The 20245-nt window shown below is 63.1% G+C and carries 19 protein-coding genes; 9 read left to right on the forward strand and 10 right to left on the reverse strand.

Annotation, left to right across the window (positions count from 1 at the left end; all coding sequences use genetic code 11):
* Window position 1 precedes the first annotated feature (1 nt).
* From JQ641_RS12295 to JQ641_RS12305, 3 genes are all read right to left on the reverse strand, one after another.
* Window positions 2–925 carry an ABC transporter permease gene (locus JQ641_RS12295; protein ID WP_211996240.1) on the reverse strand — a complete coding sequence of 308 codons (924 nt, stop codon included), beginning with the start codon at window positions 923–925 and terminating at the stop codon, window positions 2–4.
* A complete protein-coding gene (locus tag JQ641_RS12300; protein WP_211996405.1) occupies window positions 925–1866 on the reverse strand; it encodes an ABC transporter permease in 942 nt (313 codons plus the stop codon). Before JQ641_RS12300 ends, JQ641_RS12295 begins: the two co-directional genes overlap by 1 nt.
* Window positions 1867–1928: 62 nt before the next feature.
* A complete protein-coding gene (locus JQ641_RS12305; protein ID WP_211996241.1) occupies window positions 1929–3509 on the reverse strand; it encodes an ABC transporter substrate-binding protein in 1581 nt (526 codons plus the stop codon).
* 330 nt (window positions 3510–3839) lie between these two features.
* On the opposite strand from JQ641_RS12305, the gene JQ641_RS12310 reads away from it, so the two are divergent.
* From JQ641_RS12310 to JQ641_RS12335, 6 genes are all read left to right on the forward strand, one after another.
* Window positions 3840–4970, forward strand: a complete 1131-nt coding sequence (locus tag JQ641_RS12310) for a M20/M25/M40 family metallo-hydrolase (protein ID WP_211996242.1) — start codon at window positions 3840–3842, stop codon at window positions 4968–4970.
* 284 nt (window positions 4971–5254) lie between these two features.
* Entirely contained in the window at window positions 5255–6784 is a 1530-nt protein-coding gene (locus tag JQ641_RS12315; RefSeq protein WP_211996243.1) for a M81 family metallopeptidase, read from the forward strand.
* A gap of 6 nt (window positions 6785–6790) precedes the next feature.
* Window positions 6791–7954: a M20 aminoacylase family protein gene (locus JQ641_RS12320; RefSeq protein WP_211996244.1), complete on the forward strand. Its 1164-nt coding sequence runs from the start codon at window positions 6791–6793 to the stop codon at window positions 7952–7954.
* A gap of 6 nt (window positions 7955–7960) precedes the next feature.
* A complete protein-coding gene (locus tag JQ641_RS12325) occupies window positions 7961–9382 on the forward strand; it encodes an amidase (protein WP_211996245.1) in 1422 nt (473 codons plus the stop codon).
* Window positions 9383–9534: 152 nt separating this feature from the next.
* A complete protein-coding gene (locus tag JQ641_RS12330) occupies window positions 9535–10425 on the forward strand; it encodes a crotonase/enoyl-CoA hydratase family protein (protein ID WP_211996246.1) in 891 nt (296 codons plus the stop codon).
* Between the two features lie 75 nt (window positions 10426–10500).
* Window positions 10501–11181, forward strand: coding sequence for an esterase/lipase family protein (locus JQ641_RS12335; RefSeq protein ID WP_249150377.1), 681 nt, complete (start codon window positions 10501–10503; stop codon window positions 11179–11181).
* 77 nt (window positions 11182–11258) lie between these two features.
* On the opposite strand, the gene JQ641_RS12340 is transcribed toward JQ641_RS12335, so the two are convergent.
* From JQ641_RS12340 to JQ641_RS12350, 3 genes are all read right to left on the reverse strand, one after another.
* Window positions 11259–12233: an NADPH:quinone oxidoreductase family protein gene (locus JQ641_RS12340; RefSeq protein WP_211996248.1), complete on the reverse strand. Its 975-nt coding sequence runs from the start codon at window positions 12231–12233 to the stop codon at window positions 11259–11261.
* Window positions 12233–12853 carry a 2-hydroxychromene-2-carboxylate isomerase gene (locus JQ641_RS12345; RefSeq protein WP_211996249.1) on the reverse strand — a complete coding sequence of 207 codons (621 nt, stop codon included), beginning with the start codon at window positions 12851–12853 and terminating at the stop codon, window positions 12233–12235. Before JQ641_RS12345 ends, JQ641_RS12340 begins: the two co-directional genes overlap by 1 nt.
* Window positions 12854–13012: 159 nt before the next feature.
* Window positions 13013–13714 (reverse strand): glutathione S-transferase N-terminal domain-containing protein, encoded by a 702-nt coding sequence (locus JQ641_RS12350; protein ID WP_211996250.1) that lies wholly within the window; start codon window positions 13712–13714, stop codon window positions 13013–13015.
* A gap of 120 nt (window positions 13715–13834) precedes the next feature.
* Between JQ641_RS12350 and JQ641_RS12355 the strand changes: the two genes are divergently transcribed.
* Window positions 13835–14857 carry a methionine synthase gene (locus JQ641_RS12355; protein ID WP_211996251.1) on the forward strand — a complete coding sequence of 341 codons (1023 nt, stop codon included), beginning with the start codon at window positions 13835–13837 and terminating at the stop codon, window positions 14855–14857.
* Window positions 14858–14969: 112 nt separating this feature from the next.
* On the opposite strand, the gene JQ641_RS12360 is transcribed toward JQ641_RS12355, so the two are convergent.
* The 4 genes from JQ641_RS12360 to JQ641_RS12375 all read right to left on the reverse strand — a co-directional run bounded on the left by JQ641_RS12360 (window position 14970) and on the right by JQ641_RS12375 (window position 17508).
* Window positions 14970–15587 (reverse strand): hypothetical protein, encoded by a 618-nt coding sequence (locus tag JQ641_RS12360; RefSeq protein ID WP_211996252.1) that lies wholly within the window; start codon window positions 15585–15587, stop codon window positions 14970–14972.
* A gap of 162 nt (window positions 15588–15749) precedes the next feature.
* Window positions 15750–16259 (reverse strand): xanthine phosphoribosyltransferase, encoded by a 510-nt coding sequence (gene gpt / locus JQ641_RS12365; RefSeq protein WP_192734055.1) that lies wholly within the window; start codon window positions 16257–16259, stop codon window positions 15750–15752.
* A gap of 41 nt (window positions 16260–16300) precedes the next feature.
* Window positions 16301–16765, reverse strand: coding sequence for a GNAT family N-acetyltransferase (locus JQ641_RS12370; RefSeq protein WP_211996253.1), 465 nt, complete (start codon window positions 16763–16765; stop codon window positions 16301–16303).
* 5 nt (window positions 16766–16770) lie between these two features.
* Window positions 16771–17508 (reverse strand): competence/damage-inducible protein A, encoded by a 738-nt coding sequence (locus tag JQ641_RS12375; RefSeq protein WP_211996254.1) that lies wholly within the window; start codon window positions 17506–17508, stop codon window positions 16771–16773.
* A 223-nt stretch (window positions 17509–17731) separates the two neighbouring features.
* On the opposite strand from JQ641_RS12375, the gene JQ641_RS12380 reads away from it, so the two are divergent.
* Window positions 17732–19150 (forward strand): circularly permuted type 2 ATP-grasp protein, encoded by a 1419-nt coding sequence (locus JQ641_RS12380; protein WP_192734058.1) that lies wholly within the window; start codon window positions 17732–17734, stop codon window positions 19148–19150.
* Between the two features lie 2 nt (window positions 19151–19152).
* On the forward strand, window positions 19153–20097 hold the full coding sequence (locus JQ641_RS12385) for an alpha-E domain-containing protein (protein WP_192734059.1): 945 nt from the start codon (window positions 19153–19155) through the stop codon (window positions 20095–20097).
* The last annotated feature ends 148 nt before the right edge of the window (window positions 20098–20245 follow it).

A 20245-nucleotide genomic window follows, 5' to 3' on the forward strand; every position in this document is an offset into this window, starting at 1 on the left:
ATCACACCCGCTTCATCATCTTGGGATCGAGAGTATCGCGCAAGCCGTCGCCGAGAACGTTGACCGCAAGGATGGTGAGCGCAAGGCACACACCGGGATAGATGATGTTGTGCGGGAACAGGCTGAACACCTCTCTTCCCGCTGCCATGATGTTGCCCCAGGTCGGCACTTCCGGCGGCACGCCGATGCCAAGGAAGGACAGGATGGCTTCGATGAGAATGGCGGACGCGCAGATGAACGTGCCCTGCACGATCATGGGCGCGACGGTGTTGGGCAACACATGCCGCCACAGCAGTTTCGGGGTAGACGTGCCGAGCGTCACCGCTGCCTCGACATAGGGCTCCTCGCGCACGCTGAGCACGATGGAGCGCACGAGCCGGACCACGCCTGGAATCTGCGGAACCGTGATGGCGATGATCACCGTCCACACGCTGGAGCGGAACAGCGACACCATGGCGATCGCCAGCAGGATGGCCGGAATCGCCATCAAGCCGTCCATGATCCGCATGATGACGGCGTCGAGAACGCGGAAGAAGCCGGCCAGCAGACCGATGAACAGGCCACAGGCGACGCTGATCAGCGCCACCGTGATGCCGACAAAGAGCGAGACGCGCGCGCCATAGACCACGCGGCTGTAGACGTCGCGTCCGAGGCCGTCGGTGCCTAACTTGGCGATCATCTTGATGCGTTCGCCGGTGTCCGTGCGTATCGTGATTTCGGTGCCGGGAACCTTGTTTCGTGCGATCGGGTTGATCGCGGTCGGATCGATGGTTCCGAGCCAGGGTGCAAACAACCCCATCAGCAGCACGATCGTGATGACGGCGGCGCCGAACACCACGCCCATGTTGCGCAGCAATTTGCGATACGCGGCGGGCTTGGCTGCGCTCGCCGGCAGCGCGGGTTCGAGGATCGTAGCGTCGGCCATCAGTAGCGGATCCTGGGATCGAGGATTGTGTAAATCATGTCTACCGCAAGGTTGATCATGACGTAGACGAACGAAAACAGAAGGATCACGGCCTGGATCGTCGGATAGTCGCGCGCCAGCACCGCGTCGACCGTGAGCCTGCCAAGGCCGGGGATGGTGAACACGCTCTCGGTGACGACGACGCCGCCGATCAAAAGCGCTACGCCAAGTCCGATCACCGTGACGATCGGGACGGCAGCATTGCGCAGCGCATGGCGGAACATCACCTTTCGCTCGGACTGTCCCTTGGCGCGCGCGGTACGGATGTAATCCTCGGAGAGCACCTCGAGCACGCTGGTGCGGGTCATGCGCGCGATCAGCGCGATATAGATCACCGACAAGGTCACCGACGGCAGGATCAGCCGCTGCGCCCAGCCGCCAACCCCCTCCGAGATTCGCTGATAGCCCTGCACCGGCAACCAGTTCAGATAAACCGCGAACAAATAGATCAGGAGATAGCCGATCACGAACACGGGCACGGAAAAGCCGAGCACCGAAAAGCTCATCACGATGCGGTCGATCCACGAACCGTGCCGGTGCGCCGCCAGCACGCCTAGCGGGACAGCGACAAACACCGCGATCAGGATCGTGAACAGCGCGAGCGACAAGGTCGGCTCGATCCGCTCGCTGATCAGCGCGGCCACCGTCTTCTTGAAGAAGAAGCTTTCGCCCAAATTACCGGTCAACACCCGGCCTGACCAGATCACGAACTGCTCGATCATCGGCCGGTCGAGGCCGAGCTGGCTGCGGATCTGCGCCACCTGTTCGGTGGTGGCGTTGTCGCCGGCGATGATTGCCGCAGGATCCGAGGGGGTCAGCCGCAGCATCAGGAAGATGAAGACCGCAACCACCAGCATCACGGGGATCGTGCCGAGCAGACGCCGAAAGAGATAGCCGTACATCGACATGGAAGCGCGATCCTATAAACCGAACGGGCGGCGGCGAACCGCCGCCCGTTGTCAACTTACTTCGTGATTTCCACGTTCCAGAGCACCGGCACCGGTGAAATCAGATACCCCTTGACGTTCTTGCGCATGGCAACGGGTTGAACGTACTCGCCGACCGGAATCTCCGGCGTGAACTCGATGACGCGTTGCTGCACCGCTTCGGCGATCGCTTTCTGCTTGGCCGGGTCTGTCTCGCGGGCAAAGTCGTCGCGCAGCTTCTCCAGCTTTTCGTCGCAGGGCCAGCCGAACGACGCCTTCTCGCAAGCCGCGTTTACATAGGCCGTCGAGATCGGGTTCATCACGTCGGCAGCGACCCAGGCCGTCAGGAAGGCGTTCCAGCCGCCCGCTTCCGGCGGGTCCTTCTTGGCGCGGCGGGCGACCAGGGTCTGCCAATCCATCGACTGCATGTCGACCTTGAAGCCCGCCTTCTCCATCAGCGATTTCGCCACCGGAGCAAGGTTGGTCAGGGTCTTGAGGTCGGTGGAGTGCATCAGCATCACCGGCGTGCCGTCGTAGCCCGCCTCCTTCAGCAGCTCCTGGGCCTTCTTGGCGTTGGAAGTCAGCAGCCCGTCCATTCCCTTGGTGCTGGCGAAAGGCGTGTCGCAGATGAACAGCGCCTTGCACGGCCTGATGTAGTTCTCGTCACCGATGGTCGCCATCAGGAAATCTTCCTGATTGAAGGCGTACCACAACGCATGGCGGACTTTCGGATTGTCGAACGGCTTGTGCAGCGTGTTCGGCCTGAAGACGTATTGCAACTTCGCCAACGGCGACACGACAATGTTTACGTTCGGATCCTTCTTCAGGGTTGGAAGCAGGTCGTGGCTGGGCGCCTCGATGAAGTCGATCTCGCCCTTCGACAGCGCGTTGACCGTTTGCTGCGCGTCGGAAATGGCGCGCCACTCGACGCGATCGACCTTGGCGATCTTGCCGCCGGCAAGGCCCGAGGCCGGCTCGGAGCGCGGCTTGTACTTGTCGAACTTGACATAAACCGTCTTGTCGCCGGGCTTCCACTCATCCTTGACCAAAACGAAGGGGCCGGATCCCGTAAAATCCTCGATCTGCTTGTTGGCATCCGTATCGGCGACGCGTTTGGGCATCATGAACGGCACGTTGGACGATGGTTTTGACAGGCCGAGCAGAACCAGGCCAGTCGGTTCCTTGAGCTTGATGGTGAAAGTTTTGGCATCGACGGCGGCAATGGAGTCGACGAAGGTCATCATCTTCTGACCGAGCGAGTCCTTGACCGCCCAGCGCTTGATCGAAGCGATGCAGTCTTCCGACGTCACCGGCTTGCCGTCGTGCCACAGCAGTCCCTCGCGCAGCGTGAAGGTGTAGCCCTTGCCGTCCGCCGCGGCTTCGTACTTCTCGACCATCTGCGGCTTGACCTCGCCCTTCTCATCCTGCGCGAGAAGCGTGTCGTAAATCATGTAGCCGTGGTTACGGACGATGTAGGCCGTGGTCCAGATCGGATCCAGAATCTTCAGATCCGAGTGCATGACGACGCGCAAGGTAGTTTGGGCCGTCGCCGGCGCTGCCACCGCTGTCAGGCTGCCAACGCAAGTCGCAGCAAGAATTACTTTTCTGAACGCATTCATTCCTTCACCTCCATTGTCGCTCGGCGCCCGAACGCTTTTTCTTGTTCGGGCCCCCTGCCCGGTTTCTGACCGGACTATAGGGTCGATCTTGAGCTTCACAACACCCTTTTGGTCCGACGACATGGATGACGCCGCCCCCTGTCCGGCTCCGCCAGCACGCCTCCACAAAAATCTACAATCAAGAATGATGCCAGAATTCCCATTCCCCGATCCGCTGCGGCGAAAGTCTGACGGCGGCATGTTTTCCCTTTACAAAATCGCCGCCGGTCCCTCTCGTACGGCCCCATCGGCACCGAGCCCAAACATTCCGGCCGAACCGGGAGAATCCAGATGAATCCTGCCAACCTTCCCTTTGATTCCGAGACCATGCTGCAGGGGCTGCGGACCTGGGTCGAATGCGAAAGCCCCACTTGGGACGCCGGCGCGGTCGACCGCATGCTCGATCTTGCAGCGCGGGAGATGGCCATCATGGGTGCGACCATCGAACGCATCTCCGGACGGCAGGGTTTTGCAGGCTGTGTCCGCGCGCGCTTCCCTCACCCGAAGCTGGGTGAGCCTGGAATCCTGATCGCGGGTCATCTGGACACCGTCCATCCCGTCGGCACGCTGGAAAAGCTGGCGTGGCGGCGCGAAGGCAACAAATGCTACGGCCCGGGCATATTCGACATGAAGGGCGGCAACTACCTCAGCCTAGAGGCGATCCGGCAACTGGCGCGCGCCTCGTTCACGACGCCGCTGCCGATCACGGTACTGTTCACGCCGGACGAAGAGGTCGGCACGCCGTCGACCCGCGACATCATCGAGGCCGAAGCCGCCCGCAACAAATATGTGCTGGTGCCCGAGCCGGGTCGCGCCAACAACGGTGTGGTCACCGGACGATATGCGATTGCCCGGTTCAATTTGGAATCGATCGGCAAGCCGAGCCATGCCGGCGCCACGCTCTCCTCCGGCCGTTCCGCGATCCGCGAGATGGCACGCCAGATTATCGCCATCGACGGCATGACGACTGAAGATTGCACTTTTTCGGTCGGCATTGTGCATGGCGGCCAGTGGGTGAACTGCGTCGCCACCACCTGCACCGGCGAGGCGCTCAGCATGGCCAAGCGGCAGGCAGATCTCGATCGCGGCGTCGAGCGGATGCTCGCGCTTTCCGGGACCAGCAATGACGTCACGTTCAAAGTCACCCGCGGCGTGACCCGGCCGGTGTGGGAGCCTGACGCCGGCACGATGGCGCTCTACGAACAGGCACGCGGCATTGCGCAAAGCCTTGGTCTCGAACTCCCGCACGCCAGCGCCGGCGGCGGCTCCGACGGCAACTTTACTGGCGCGATGGGTATCCCGACCCTTGACGGCCTGGGCGTTCGCGGTGCCGACGCGCATACGCTCAACGAGCATATCGAGATCGACAGTCTGGCCGAGCGCGGCCGGTTGATGGCGGGTCTGCTGGCGACATTGACGTGAGCGCCAGGCATCTCTCCCCATCATTGCCCGCGGCAAACGCAGAGCGTTTGCGCAAGGGAGCAGCGCAACCAGGCAAAGCCTAACGGAGCAAGCCGCTGCACGGATTGCTTCCGCCTTCGCTCATTGAGCTACGGCGGACAGGTCGCTTCCGTTCGCAAACGCTTCGCGTTTGTCGCAGGCAATGGCGGATGGGGCGGCATGCAAAACGGAATTGCTCCACGGCTTGCGCTTGGCGCAATGACACGCTTAACGTCCCCCAACGAATGCACCGGTGAGAAAACTCGATGACCCGCATTGCCGTTGGTGCCTTTCTGCACGAGACCAACACGTTCGCGCCGACCAAGGCGACCTATGACGATTTCGTTCATGGTGGCGGATGGCCGTCGATGGCGCGTGGCACAGAGGTGCTCAAGGTGATGCGCAAGGTCAATATCGGCCTTGCCGGCTTTGTCGAAGCCGCTGAGGCCAATGGCTGGGAGCTGGTGCCGACGATCTCGGCGGCCGCTGTTCCATCGGCCCATGTCACCAAGGATGCCTTCGAACGCATCATGAAGGAAATGGTCGACGGCATCGCGGGCGCGGGGCCGATCGATGCCGTCTATCTCGACCTGCACGGCGCCATGGTCACTGAGCATTACGACGACGGCGAAGGCGAAACGCTTGCCCGGGTACGCAAGGTGATCGGCAAGGACCTGCCGCTGGTCGTCAGCCTCGACCTCCATGCCAACGTCTCGCCCGAGATGATGGAACATGCGGACGTGCTCATCGCCTACCGCACCTACCCGCACGTCGACATGGCCGACACCGGCCGGGCCTGCGCCAACCATCTGGCGCTGATGCTCAAGACGAAGGCGCGCTACGCAAAAGCCTTCCGGCAGTTGCCGTTCCTGATTCCGATCAGCTGGCAATGCACCAACGACCAGCCGACCAAAGGCATTTATGAAAAACTGGCGGCGCTGCAGAGCGCTTCAGTTCCGACGCTGTCATTCGCGCCCGGCTTTCCGGCCGCCGATTTTCGCGATTGTGGCCCGAGCGTATTCGCCTATGGCGTGACGCAGGCCGATGCTGATGCAGCCGCCGACAAACTGGTAGCGCTGATCGAGAGCCACGAGGACGATTTCGACGGCCGCATCTATTCGCCCGACGACGGCGTGCGCCACGCGATGGAATTGGCCAAGAACGCCAGCAAGCCGATCGTCATCGCCGACACCCAGGACAATCCCGGAGCCGGCGGCGATTCCGACACGACAGGCATGCTGCGCGCGCTGGTCCGCAACAAGGCGACGCGAGCGGCGACCGGCGTGATCTATGATCCCCAGTCGGCCAAGGCCGCGCATGCCGCGGGCGTCGGCGCGACCGTGACGCTTTCGCTCGGCGGCAAGTCCGGCATCCCGGGCGACGCGCCGTATCAGGAAACGTTCGTCGTCGAAAAATTGTCGGACGGCAAGTTCGTGGCGTCCGGCCCCTATTATGGCGGCCGCGACATGGACATGGGACCGTCGGCGTGCCTGCGCATCGGCGATGTCCGTGTGGTCGTGAGTTCCTACAAGGCGCAGCTCGCCGACCAGGCGATGTACCGCTATGTCGGGATCGAACCGACCGAACAGGCGATCCTGGTCAACAAGAGTTCAGTGCACTTCCGCGCCGACTTTGAGCCGATCGCGGAAAAACTGCTGATCTGCGCCGCGCCCGGCGCGATGCCGGCCGATACCGCTACCCTGCCCTGGACGCGGCTGCGTCCGGGTATCCGCATCAAACCGAACGGCCCTGCTTTTGCGACTCCAGCCAAATCTCGTTCAACCGTAACCGGATAAACAGACATGCCCACCATCGAACGCATCGACGGCTATGCCGAAGAACTCACCGCGATCAGGCGCGATCTTCATGCGCATCCCGAGATCGGCTTCGAGGAGGTCCGCACTTCAGGCATCGTCGCCGACAAGCTGACGCAATGGGGCATCGAGGTGCATCGCGGCCTTGGCGGCACCGGCGTCGTCGGCGTGCTCAAGGGCAAGGGCAGCAGCGGCATGAAGATCGGCCTGCGCGCCGACATGGACGCGCTGCCGATGGAAGAGAACACCAACCTGCGCTGGCGCTCGACCATTCCCGGCCGCTTCCACGGCTGCGGCCATGACGGCCACACCACCATGCTGCTCGGCACCGCGCGCTATCTGGCCGAGACCAGGAATTTCGACGGCACCGTGCATTTCATCTTCCAGCCCGCCGAAGAAGGCCTCGGCGGCGCGCGCGCGATGATCAAGGACGGCCTGTTCCAGAAGTTTCCCTGCGACGAGGTCTACGGCCTGCACAACGCGCCTGACCTGAACCATGGCGAGATCGCGATCCTGCCGGGCCCGGCGATGGCTGGCGCCGATTTCTTCGACATCACGATCGACGGCTACGGCGCCCATGGCGCGATGCCGGAGCGCTCCAAGGATGCCGTGATCATCGCCACCACGCTGGCGCAGGCGCTGCAGACCGTCGTCAGCCGCAACGTCCCTCCGCATCATCCGGCGGTGCTGTCGATCACGCAGATCCATGCCGGCTCGGCCTATAACGTCATTCCCGGCCAGGCCAAGCTGTGCGGCACCGTCCGCGCCTTCGATGACGGCGTGCGCGCGCTGATCCGCGAGCGCATGCGCGCGATCTGCGCCGGCATCGCGGCCGCGTTCCAGTGCGAGATCACTGCCGACATCCGCGACACTTTCAGCGTGCTGGTGAACCAGGAAGAGCAGTCGCGGATCGTTGAGGCGGTGGCGCGTACGGTGGTCGATCCGGACAAGGTGATCACCCGCACCGAGCCGAAGATGGGCAGCGAGGATTTCGCCGACATGATGCAGGCGGTGCCCGGCGCCTATTTCTGGGTCGGTCATGAAGGCTCGGTGCCGGTGCACAATCCCGGTTACGTCCTCGACGACAAGATCCTGCCGATCGGCGCCAGCATGTTCGCGCGCATCATCGAGACCCGTATGCCAGTAGGTTAGGTGGTCATGCATAAAACCAAAAAAGAAGAAGAGGTCACGTCGCTGCACGATCTCAGCGCCGTCGACCTTCTCGCCGGCTATCGCGCCAAGCAATTCTCGCCGTCCGAAGTGCTGGAGGAAGTCCTGGCGCATGTCGCGGCGTGGGAGCCGCACATCAAGGCGCTCTATCTGCTCGATCCCGAGGGCGCGCGCGCCGTCGCCAAGGCCTCGACCGAACGCTGGCAGAAGGGCGAGCCTGTCGGCACGCTCGACGGCGTGCCTGTGACCATCAAGGACAATATCGCCACCAAGGACCAGCCGGTGCCGCTGGGCGCCGCCAGCGTCAAGCTGGTGCCTTCACCGAAGGACGCGCCGCCCGCCGCTCGGCTGCGCGAAGCCGGCTCCATCATCTTCTCCAAAACGACGATGCCGGATTACGGCATGCTGTCGTCGGGCCTTTCGAGTTTCCATCCCCTCACCCGCAATCCCTGGGACCTCAGCAAGAACCCCGGCGGATCCTCTTCCGGCGCCGGCGCCACCGGCGCGGCCGGTTACGGCCCGCTGCATCTCGGCACGGATATCGGCGGCTCGGTGCGGCTGCCGGCCTGCTGGTGCGGCCTGGTCGGGCTGAAGCCGAGCCTCGGACGCGTTCCGGTCGATCCCTTCTATGTCGGACGCGTCGCCGGGCCGATGACCCGCACTGTCGACGATTCAGCGCTGATGATGAGCGTGCTGTCGCGTCCCGACCGGCGCGACGGCATGAGCCTGCCCGCGCATGAAATCGCCTGGAAGGCGCTCGACAAGTCGCCGCGCAAAGTGCGGATCGGGTTGATGCTCGATGCCGGCACCGGCCTGCCGCTGGAGAAGGAAGTGCGCGAGGTCGCCGTCAAGGCCGCCAAGGCGTTCGAATCCGCCGGCGCGGTCGTTACCGAAGTCGACGGCATATTGACGCGCGAGATGCTCGACGGGATTGACAATTTCTTTCGCGCGCGAAGCTGGGACGATATTTCCAGACTGACGCCGGAGGAGCGCAGCAAGACGCTGCCTTATATCCTTCAATGGGCAGAGGCCGGCGCGAAGCTCTCAGGCCTTGATGTCATCAGGGGCTTCAACGCCACCATGGCGATCCGTACCGCCGCGGCAAAGCTGTTCTGCGATCTCGATTATGTGGTCTCCCCGGTGTCGCCGGTGGTGAACTTCCCTGCCGAGTTCGCCTCCCCGGTCAACGATCCCACAAAGCCGTTCGAGCACATCGCCTATACCGTGCCGTGGAATATGTCGGAGAACCCGGCCGTCTCGATCAATGGCGGCTACGACAAGAAGGGCTTTCCGATCGGCGTGCAAATCGTCGGCCGGCGGTTCGACGATCTCGGCGTGCTCGGCATGGCCAAGGCGTTCGAGGGCCTGCGCGGCCCGCAAAAGCCGTGGCCTGCCCCGCCGAAGAAGTAGATTCTGGGATACTTCCGTCATGGCCGGGCTTGTCCCGGCCATCCACGTCTTTACGCTCTCGATCGACAGAAAGACGTGGATGCCCGGGACAAGCCCGGGCATGACGATACGGATGAGCCAGACGAAAAAACAATCTAGAGAGAGGAAACCCCATGGCGTATGAGACCATCAAGTACGAGGTCGCCGAGCAGATTCTCACCATCACCTTGAACCGACCCGACAAGCTCAACGCCTTCAACGGCACCATGCAGCAGGAATTGATCGACGCGTTCGACGCGGCCGACAAGGACGACAATGTCCGCGCCATCATCGTCACCGGCGCCGGCCGCGGTTTTTGCGCCGGCGCTGATCTCTCCTCGGGCGCCAACACGTTCGATCGCGACGCGCGGCGTGGGCCGGTGAAGCGGCTTGCGGATGGCACTGTCGATTACAGCGATCCGCAGGTGCGCGACGGCGGCGGACAGGTGACGCTGCGCATCTTCAAGTGCTTAAAGCCGGTAATCGCGGCGGTGAATGGACCCGCGGTCGGCATTGGCGTCACCATGCAGCTCGCGATGGATATCCGCATCGCTTCTGAAGCCGCGCGCTTCGGCTTCGTGTTCTCCCAGCGCGGCATCGTGCCGGAGGCCGCCTCGAGCTGGTTCCTGCCGCGCCTCGTCGGCATCGCCCAGGCGCTGGAGTGGTGCTACACCGGCCGCGTCTTCCCCGCGCAGGAAGCGCTCGCCGGCCGCCTCGTCAGCAAGGTGGTGCCGCCGGATGATCTGCTGCCGACTGCCCGCGCGCTCGCCACGGAAATCGCGGCCAAGACCGCGCCGGTTTCGGTGGCGCTGATCCGCCAGATGATGTGGCGCATGATGGGCGCCGACGATCCGATGGAAGCCCACAAGGTCGACAGCCGCGGCATCTACGCCCGCGGCCGTTCGGACGACGTGAAGGAAGGCGTGGTTTCGTTCCTGGAAAAGCGCCCCGCGCAATTCAAGAACAAGGTTTCAACTGATATGCCCGACTATTACCCGTGGTGGGACGAGCGGGAATATAAGTGACGGCGAAGCCGTCATCCCTGGGCGATGCGAAGCATCGAACCTCAGATGTGCAATCGCACATCGGGGGATCTCGAGATGACTGATGTTCAAGACGGCGTCGTTCTGCTGCACGGCATCAGCAGGACGGCCCTGTCATTCCGGAAAATGCAGACCGCGCTCGAGGCCGCCGATTTCGCCACTCTGAACATCGACTATCCCAGCCGCCATCACGCCCTCGAAGCGCTGGCTGAGCACATCCACCCCGCCGTCACACACGTAGCCGCCGGGATCGCAGGCCAGCTTCATTTCGTCGGCCATTCGATGGGCGGCCTGCTGGCGCGCGTCTACCTTTCCAGATATCGGCCTGAGCGCCTGGGCCGCGTCGTGATGCTCGGTACGCCCAATGGCGGCAGCGAGATCGCCGATCGCCTGAAGAATGTTTCGCTCTATCGCGCCTGGTTCGGCCCTGCCGGTGAGCAGCTCGTGACCCGGCGCGATGCAGCCACCAACGCACTGTTTCCGCCGGTCGATTATCCCGTCGGCATCATCGCGGGAAACCGGTCGGTCGATCCGACATTCTCGCGCTTCCTGCCGAAGCCGCATGACGGCAGGGTGTCGGTTGCGAACACGAAACTCGACGGGATGGCGGATCATGTTGTGATCGGCACGTCACATCCCTGGCTGCCGGGGAATCGTGCGGCGATTGCGCAGACGATTGCGTTCCTGAAGGATGGCAGGTTCGCCTCCTCCACTGTCATCACCCGCGCAGGCGGGTGATCCAGTAAACGCAGGCATCTCGATCATCACGAAATTCTCGGCGTACTGGATGCCCCGCCTTCGCGGGGCATGACAATCTACCCCATCGTCAGCGCAACGCGGCCGATCGCCTTGCGGTCGATCAACAGCCGCATCGCGCGGGCGTAATCTTCCAGCGGCAGCCGGTGCGAGATGTTGGGGCGGATTTTTCCGGCTTCGGCCCATTCCGTCAGCGCCTTGATCCTGACCTCGCCGAGAACAGGATTTTTCCGCACCGCCTCGCCGGCGCGCACGCCGAGCACGCTCGCGCCCTTGATCATCAAGAGATTGGTTTTGGCGAGCCCGATGCCGCCGGTGAACCCGATGATCAGGAGCCGCGCACCCCAGTTGATGCAGCGCATCGAGTTCTCGAACACCTCGCCGCCGACGGGGTCAAACACGACATCCGCGCCGCGCCCGTCGGTGATGCGCTTTACCGCGTCGCGAAACGGTTCCTGGTCGTAGCGCACCAGATGATCGGCGCCCCTCGCCCCGGCGATCGCAAGTTTTTCGTCGCTCGAGGCGGTCGCAATCACGGTGGCGCCAAGCATCTTGCCGATCTCGACAGCGGCAAGCCCGACCCCGCCGCCAGCGCCATGCACCAGCAGCACTTCGCCCGGCTGAAGCTGACCGCGATCGATCAGCGCATGATAGGCCGTACCGTGACCGGCCAGGAACGTCGCGCCCTCCGCATAGTCGAAGGTCGATGGCAGCGGCACGAGTTGCGACGGCGTGGCCACGGCCTCATCGCAATAGGCGCCGTGGCGCATCTTGACGATCACCTTGTCGCCGACCTTGACACCCGTTGCGTCGTTGACCTCGACCACGTCGCCCGCGGCTTCGACGCCCGGCGTAAACGGCAATGGCGGCTTGAGCTGGTACTGCCCCGCTGCCATCAGAACATCGGGAAAATTGATCCCGGCGGCGCGGATCGCGACACGCACCTGCCCCGGCGCCAGAGGTGCCGATTCGAACGTTTCGAGACGCAGGCTCTCGGGCGGACCCAGCTCGCGGCAGACGACGGCTTTCGGCATCAGGCAGCCTTCTCTTGCAGCCGCAGCACGGCTTCGCGGATCAGCGGCATGCGGTCGTTACCAAAGTACATGTCGGTCTTGCCGACGAAGATGGTCGGCGAACCAAAGCCGCCGCGCGCCATTACTTCGTCAGTGTTGGCCTTGAGCTGTTCCTTGATCGCCTGCTCGCCGATCCCGGCAAAGAACTTGACGTGATCGACGCCGACGCTCTTGCAGACTTCCGTCAGCACCGAATCCTGCGAAATGTCCTTGTCGCCGCCCCAATAGGTCTCGAAGACGGCACTTGCGAACGGCACCATGTGCTTTTCAGATTCTTTGCCCAGCCAGATGCAGCCGCGCATCGCTTTCACGCTGTTCACCGGAAACACCGTCGGCGGCATCTTGATCGCAAGCCCGGCGGAGCGCGCCCAGTCGGCAAGGTCCTTTTTCATGTAGCGCGCCTTCAGCGGCACCGGCGTCTCGCGCTGGGCGTAAACGCTGGGATTGACCGTGTTGAAGATGCCGCCGACCAGGATCGGCCGCCACGAAATCTCGACGCCGAGTTCTTTTGCAAGTGGCTGGATGTTATGGAAGGCGAGATACGTCCAGGGACTGGAACAGTCGAAGAAGAATTCGATCATGGCGTTTCCTTTTTGATTATCGACCCTCATCCTGAGGAGCGCGGAACGCGCGTCTCGAAGGATGCAGGCCCGTCTGTGGCCTCATGGTTCTCCCGGCGATGCGTAGCATCGTCCGGAGACGGCGCAAGTGCGCCTCCTCACCATGAGGGTTGGGAATTGTCACTTCCGTCCAACCATCTCCTTCGCCTTCGCGCCGAACATGTTCCTGCGCGCTTCCTCGTCGAACGGTTCTTTGACGAACTTGCCGATCGCCAATCCCGCCTGCACCTGCGGCCGGGCGCGCACGACGGCGTACCAGCGCTTGATGTTGGGATAATCGTCGAGCGTAAAGCCCTGCGCCTTGTGGGTCATGGTCCAGGGGAAGCAGGCAATGTCGGCGATCGAATATTCGCCCGCGATATAGGCCCCAGTCTTGCCCAGTTGGGTGTCGAGCACGCGATAGAGCCGCGCCGCCTCGTCACGGTAGCGCTCGATGGCGTACGGGATCTTTTCCTGCGCATAGAGCGCGAAATGGCCGTGCTGGCCGAGCATGGGCCCGAGCCCACTCATCTGCCACATCACCCACTGCACCGCGTGGGAGCGGCCGCGCGCGTCTGTGGGCAAGAAGCGGCCGGTCTTTTCCGCGAGATAAATCAGGATCGCACCGGTCTCGAACACGGAGAACGGCGCGCCGCCGTCGGCCGGCGCATGGTCGACGATGGCCGGAATGCGGTTATTGGGACTGATCGCGAGGAATTCAGGTTCGAACTGCTCGCCGGCGCGGATGTTGACCGGGATCACCGTATAAGGGAGCCCGAGTTCCTCCAGCATGATCGAGATTTTCCAGCCATTGGGCGTCGGCGCGTAGTGCAAGTCGATCATGGTTTCCCCGGCAGCCGCACCTGCCGGATTATTCCCGGCGAGAACGACTTTTGTTGTTCTGTACGCCGATCATAAGACATGGCAGACAGGCGCTCAATCAGAACCACCCGGGAGGCTCCCATGCTGTTTCCAACGACGATCGCAGGCTCACTTCCGAAGCCGGAATGGCTGGCCGAGCCGAACACGCTATGGGCGCCCTGGAAATCCAAGGGCGATGAACTCGCCCGCGCCAAGCGCGACGCCACCATGCTGGCCGTGAAGCTGCAGGAGGATTCGGGGGTCGATATCGTCACCGAGGGCGAGCAGGCCCGCCAGCATTTCGTCCACGGCTTTCTGGAAAAGGTCGACGGCATCGATTTCGCCCACAAGGTCGAGATGGGCATCCGCAAAGACCGCTACAAGGCGATGGTGCCGCAGGTGGTCGCGCCGCTGACCCTGAAAGGCCGGGTCCATGCCGATGAGGCCCGCGTCGCCCGCGCCCACACCAAACACAAGCTGAAATTCACTTTGCCCGGCCCGATGACCATCATCGACACCGTGGCCGACGGCCATTACGGCGATCGCGTCAAGATGGCGTTCGCCTTTGCCGAACTGCTGAACGAGGAAGCGCGGGCGCTGCAGGCCGACGGCGTCGATATCATCCAGTTCGACGAGCCCGCCTTCAACGTATTCATGGACGAGGTTTCCGACTGGGGCATCAAGGCGCTGGAGCGCGCCGCGCAGGGGCTGACCTGCGCCACCGCCGTGCACATCTGCTACGGCTACGGCATCAAAGCCAACACCGACTGGAAGGAAACGCTGGGCAGCGAGTGGCGGCAGTACGAGGAGATTTTCCCGGCGATCGCCAAAAGCTCGATCCAGCAGGTCGCGATCGAATGCCGCAATTCCAAGGTGCCGCTGGATCTGCTGGCGCTGTTGACCGGCAAGATCGTCCAGGCCGGCGTGATCGACGTCGCCAGCGACACGGTCGAGACCGCCGAGGACGTCGTCAAGGTGATCGACGCCGTGTCGAAATTCGTGCCGAAGGCCAACATCGTCGCGACCACCAATTGCGGCATGGCGCCGATGCGCCGGGATATCGCGGAGGCAAAGCTGGCGGCGCTCGGGGCTGGGGCGAAGCTGGCGCGGCAGCAGTTGGGGTAGCTGTCATTCCGGGGCGCGCGAAGCGCGAGCCCGGAATCCATACGCACGATCGTGGTTATGGATTCCGGGCCTGCGCCAAGTGGCGCATCCCGGAATGACGATCCCTAAAGGGCTACGCCGTGGCACTCGGATGCAACACCGGCCGATACCCAGCGCTGATCGCACGCAGCGTCGACGGCGGCGTCAGCAGCATCGCGTCTTCGATCGCATGGCCCGCCTGTCGATATCCCGCCATCGACCATCGCAGCGCCCTGCCCGCCACGATCAGAAAACTCTCCGCCCCCGCCTGCACCATAGTCCCATCAGCCAGCTTCTCAACCGGCATCGGCAACGCGTGCAGCCGCTTCTTACCCTTGTCCAGCCGCTCCCGATGCAGCACAGCATCGATATCCCGCGCGAGCAAATTGGCGACGCCGTTGCCCTGTTCCCACGCCGCACGAAAGCGGTTGGCGTCGTCGCGGCGGCAGAAGAAACAGGGGCGATGGCCCGCGGCGAACGCGGTCGCCTCATCGAGGAAGAACAGTTCGGTCCAGCTGCGCGTGCCCATCACCTTGCGCCGCCATCCCCTGAACTCGCAGACACAGGTGATCCACGCCGGGCTCGCCCAGCGCTTGTTCAGCAGCGTCTTGGTTGCGGGATCGTGGATGATGCCGCGATTGCCGGTGAACAGGCCGCGGTGCGGATCGGCGACGATGTCGCCCGAGGGCGTGACGCGGTTTTGCAGCGGCATTGGGTCTGCTCCCTCTCCCCGCCCCTTGCGGGGAGAGGGTTGGGGTGAGGGGCACTTTCTATCCGCAAATCCGGTGAGTGCGTTACGAGCGGTACCCCCTCACCCGCCGCGCGTAAGAGCGCGGCGACCTCTCCCCGCAAGCGGGGCGAGGTCAAGAAAAACTCAGGCGCCGTCGCGGATCGGCGGCTGGAACGACAGCGCGGTGTCCCAGGGAAAGTGAATCCAGGTGTCCTGCGACACTTCGGTTATGAAGGTATCGACCAGCGGCTTGCCCTGCGGCTTGGCGTAGACAGCCGCGAAATGCGCCTCCGGCATCATCGAACGCACCAGCCGGCCGGTCTTGCCGGTATCGACGAGGTCGTCGACGATCAACAGCCCCTTGCCGGTACCGCCGCCGAGCTTTGCCACATCAGCCGAAACGCCCTTCAGAGCCTTCAGGTCGCCCTGCCGGGTGTGGTCATAGCTGGCAATGCACACGGTATCGATGATGCGAATGCCGAGTTCGCGCGCCACGATCGCGGCCGGCACCAGCCCACCACGGGTAATCGCAATGATGGCATGAAACGGCCCGACCTCGTTGAGCCGCCAGGTCAGCGCCCGGCAATCCCGGTGAAACTGATCCCACGAGACCGGAAAGGCCTTCTCCAGCGGCGGAGTGACTTTTTCGCTCATGACTTCGCTCCAAAACGATCGGCCACCTTTGATCTCCTCAACTATAGCGACTTTGCCATCTCGCTGGTCGCCGACCAGCCCAGTTGCGCGTACAGCGGCCGTCCCATCTTCGTGGCGTGCAATATCGCGAACGCCACGCCGCGCCTGGCGAATTCCTGATCCGCCCGGTCCATCAGCGCCTTGGCAATTCCCCGTTTGCGATGCGACGGCTCGACAAACACGTTGAGCACGTAGCCGCGCCTGTCCTGCGTCGGATGGGAGGGCCCCGGCGGCCACTCGATGGTCATCAGCCCGATTCCCGCGATGGGCTTGCCGTGCTCCTCGACGATATAGCCGAAATACGATCCGTCACCGAGATGCTTGGCCAGCCAGGGTCGAAAATGCGCGGTCTGCGTTTCCAAAATCTCTTCGGTCCTGCCCGGCGCATCGGTTTCGCGGAACATCTGTTCACGGTGCCGGCACACCAGTTCGAGATCGTCGGCGCGGATTGGCCTGGTCGAAATCATCGGTGCTATCGCGGCGTGTTCAAACCCGCCAGCATCTCCTTCACCGCAGCCATCGCGGCGGCAAGCTTGTCGGGATCGCGCGAGCGGACCACAAGATTGGTGTTCGGCTTCTTGTCTTCGTCCTGGAACGGATAGCTGCCGATGATGGTGTCGGGATGAGCGCTCGCGATCGCGCGCAAGGGGCCGCCGATGTCGCCTTCCCGCGCATTCGCCCGGACCGAATCCGACAGCATCCGCACGCCCGATTTCAGCTTCGGCGCGACAATGTCCATCATCGCCTGCATGATCGTGGGAATGCCGGCCATCACGATGACGTTGCCGAGCTTGAAGCCGGGCGCCAGGATGGTCGCACTCTGGATCAGTTCGGCACCGTCAGGGACGCGGGCCATGCGCAAGCGCGCCTCGTTCAGATCCTGCTCGGTCCAGCGCTCGCGGAATCGGGCCACCACCTCGGGATGATGATCGATGCCGACGCCGAACGCCTTGGCGACGCTGTCGGCCGTGATGTCGTCATGGGTCGGCCCGATGCCACCGGTGGTGAAGACGTAATCGTAGCGCTTTCGCAGTGCATCAAGGGCGGCGATGATGTCGGCCTCCTCGTCAGCGACGACGCGGACTTCCTTGAGGTCGATCCCGATATTGGTCAGGTACTCGGCGATAAAGCCGATGTTCTTGTCCTTGGTCCGGCCGGACAGGATCTCGTCACCAATGACCAGAATACCCGCTGTGACGATCTCACTCATTTCCTCTTCCTCACCCTGTCCCCTGACCATGCGCATCCAACGCATTGAAGTCACGGGGCTTTGCTGCCGAAATAAGCACCCGGCAGCCGGTTTTTCAGGCAGCACGGGGAAACACCCCCATACCAAATGCCCCAGCCCATGCATATCGCGCTGGCCCGGCCCTTGCTACCATCCCGTGAAGTCATGCACTGTGTCGCATGGCTTCGAAAGATAGTCAGGATTTATGGCAGTCGCGTTTGATGAAATGAATGGCCCCGGCGGGGACCTCCGGCCCGCCTACCAGGAACTCTCCCGCTGGTTGAAGGAGACGCCTCCGGACGCCCTTGAATATCGCCGCCAGGAAGCGGAGCTGTTGTTCCGCCGGATCGGCATCACCTTCGCCGTTTATGGCGACGCCGAAGCCCAGGAACGGCTGATCCCCTTCGACGTGATCCCCCGGATCATGTCGGCCAAGGAATGGACGCTGCTGGAAAAGGGCCTGAAGCAGCGGGTCCGCGCCCTCAACATGTTCCTGCGCGACATCTATCACGGCCGCGACATCCTGCGCGCCAACATCATCCCCGACGACCTGATCTTCCAGAATCCGGTATTCCGCCCCGAGATGAACGGCCAGGACGTCCCCCATGACGTCTACGTCCATATCGCCGGGATCGATATCGTCCGGGTCGATGCCGACAATTTCATCGTGCTGGAGGACAATGCGCGGACCCCGTCCGGCGTGTCCTACATGCTGGAAAACCGCGAAATCATGATGCGGCTGTTTCCGGATCTGTTCGCCCGCCACCGCGTCGCACCGGTGGAGAAATACCCCGACGAACTGCTGTCCGCGCTGCGCTCGGTGGCGCCGCTCTCCGCTTCCGCCGAGCCTGTGGTCGCGCTGATGACGCCGGGCGTCTACAACTCGGCCTATTACGAGCACTCGTTCCTGGCCGACAAGCTCGGGATCGAGCTGGTCGAGGGCCGCGACCTCATCGTCAAGAACGACGAGGTGTTCATGCGCACCACCGAGGGCCTCAAGCGCGTCGATGTGATCTACCGCCGCGTCGACGACGACTTCCTGGATCCCCTGACCTTCCGCCCGGATTCTGCGCTCGGCGTCCCCGGGCTAATGTCGGCCTATGCGGCCGGCAACGTCACGCTCGCCAACGCCGTCGGCACCGGCATCGCCGACGACAAGGCGGTCTATTCCTACATGCCGGACATCGTGAAATTCTATCTCGGCGAAGAGCCGATCCTGAAGAACGTGCCTACCTGGCGCTGCCGCGAGCCGAAGGACCTCGCCTATGTGCTCGACAATCTCGGGGATCTCGTCGTGAAGGAGGTGCACGGCTCCGGCGGCTACGGCATGCTGATCGGCCCCGCCGCCACCAAGGCGACCATCGAGGCGTTCCGCGACAAGCTCAAGCGCGAGCCCGAAGGGTTTATTGCGCAGCCGACCTTGGCGCTGTCGACCTGCCCGACCTGCACCGCATCCGGCCTCGCGCCGCGCCACGTCGATCTCAGGCCGTTCGTGCTGACCGGGCGCGATCACGTCACCATCGTGCCGGGCGGGTTGACCCGCGTGGCGCTGAAGGAAGGCTCGCTCGTGGTCAATTCGAGCCAGGGCGGCGGCACCAAGGACACCTGGATTCTGGACGAATAGAGATGCTGTCGCGCACCGCCGAAAACCTGTACTGGCTGGCCCGCTACGTCGAGCGCGCGGAATATCTCGCGCGCACCATCGACGCGACGTTGCGCGTGACCGCTCTTCCCGCCGCCTATATCGGCAAGACCAATGAGTGGGATTCCGCGCTATTGACCGCCGGCGTCAGCGCCAGCTTCTACGAAGCCTATCAGGAAGCCAACGAACAGAACGTGGTCGAGTACCTGGCGTTCTCACCGTCCAACCCCTCCTCGATCAAGAATTGCATCGAGGCAGCGCGGCTCAATTCCCGCTCGGTACGCACCGCGTTGACGAGCGAGATGTGGGACACCATCAACTCGGCCTGGATCGAGCTGCAGGAGGTGTGGGGCAAAGGCACGTCGAGCCGCGAGGAACTCGCAAAATTCCTGCGCTTCGTGCAGGAGACCTCGCTCCGCTTCGACGGCTCGGCCTACCGGACCATGCTGCGCAACGACGCCTACTGGTTCTCGCGCCTCGGGCTGCATCTGGAGCGCGCCGACAACACCGCCCGCATTCTCGACGTGAAATATCACGTGCTGCTGCCGGAGGAGGAACATGTCGGCGGTCCGCTGGATTATTACCAGTGGACCTCGATCCTGCGCTCGGTGTCGGCGCTGACGGCCTATCACTGGGTCTACCGCGAGACGCTAAAGCCCTGGTTGATCGCTGACTTGCTGATCCTCAACGACACGCTGCCGCGCTCGCTGGCGAGCTGCTACAGCAATCTGGTGCGGAACCTCGACCAGATTGGCGTCGCCTATGGCCGCCAGGGCGCCTCCCAGCGCCACGCCCGCGGCGTCCGCAACCGGCTTGAACACAGCCATATGGACGATATCTTCCAGCATGGCGTCCATGAATTCATCCAGGAATTCATTGCGGATAACGCTCGGCTGGGTGAGATCATCACGAAACAATATCTGATCTGATGCCGTCATGGCCGGGCTTGTCCCGGCCATCCACGTCTGCTTTAGGAGCGGACCTAGAAAGAAGGCGTGGATGCCCGGGACAAGCCCGGGCATGACGAAGTTCTTGCTCTAGTCTACAAAGAAACACCCGCTTCATTTTCGGTCTACC

Origin of the sequence: Bradyrhizobium sp. JYMT SZCCT0180, assembly GCF_018130165.1 — a bacterium.
In the GTDB taxonomy this organism is placed as follows: domain Bacteria; phylum Pseudomonadota; class Alphaproteobacteria; order Rhizobiales; family Xanthobacteraceae; genus Bradyrhizobium.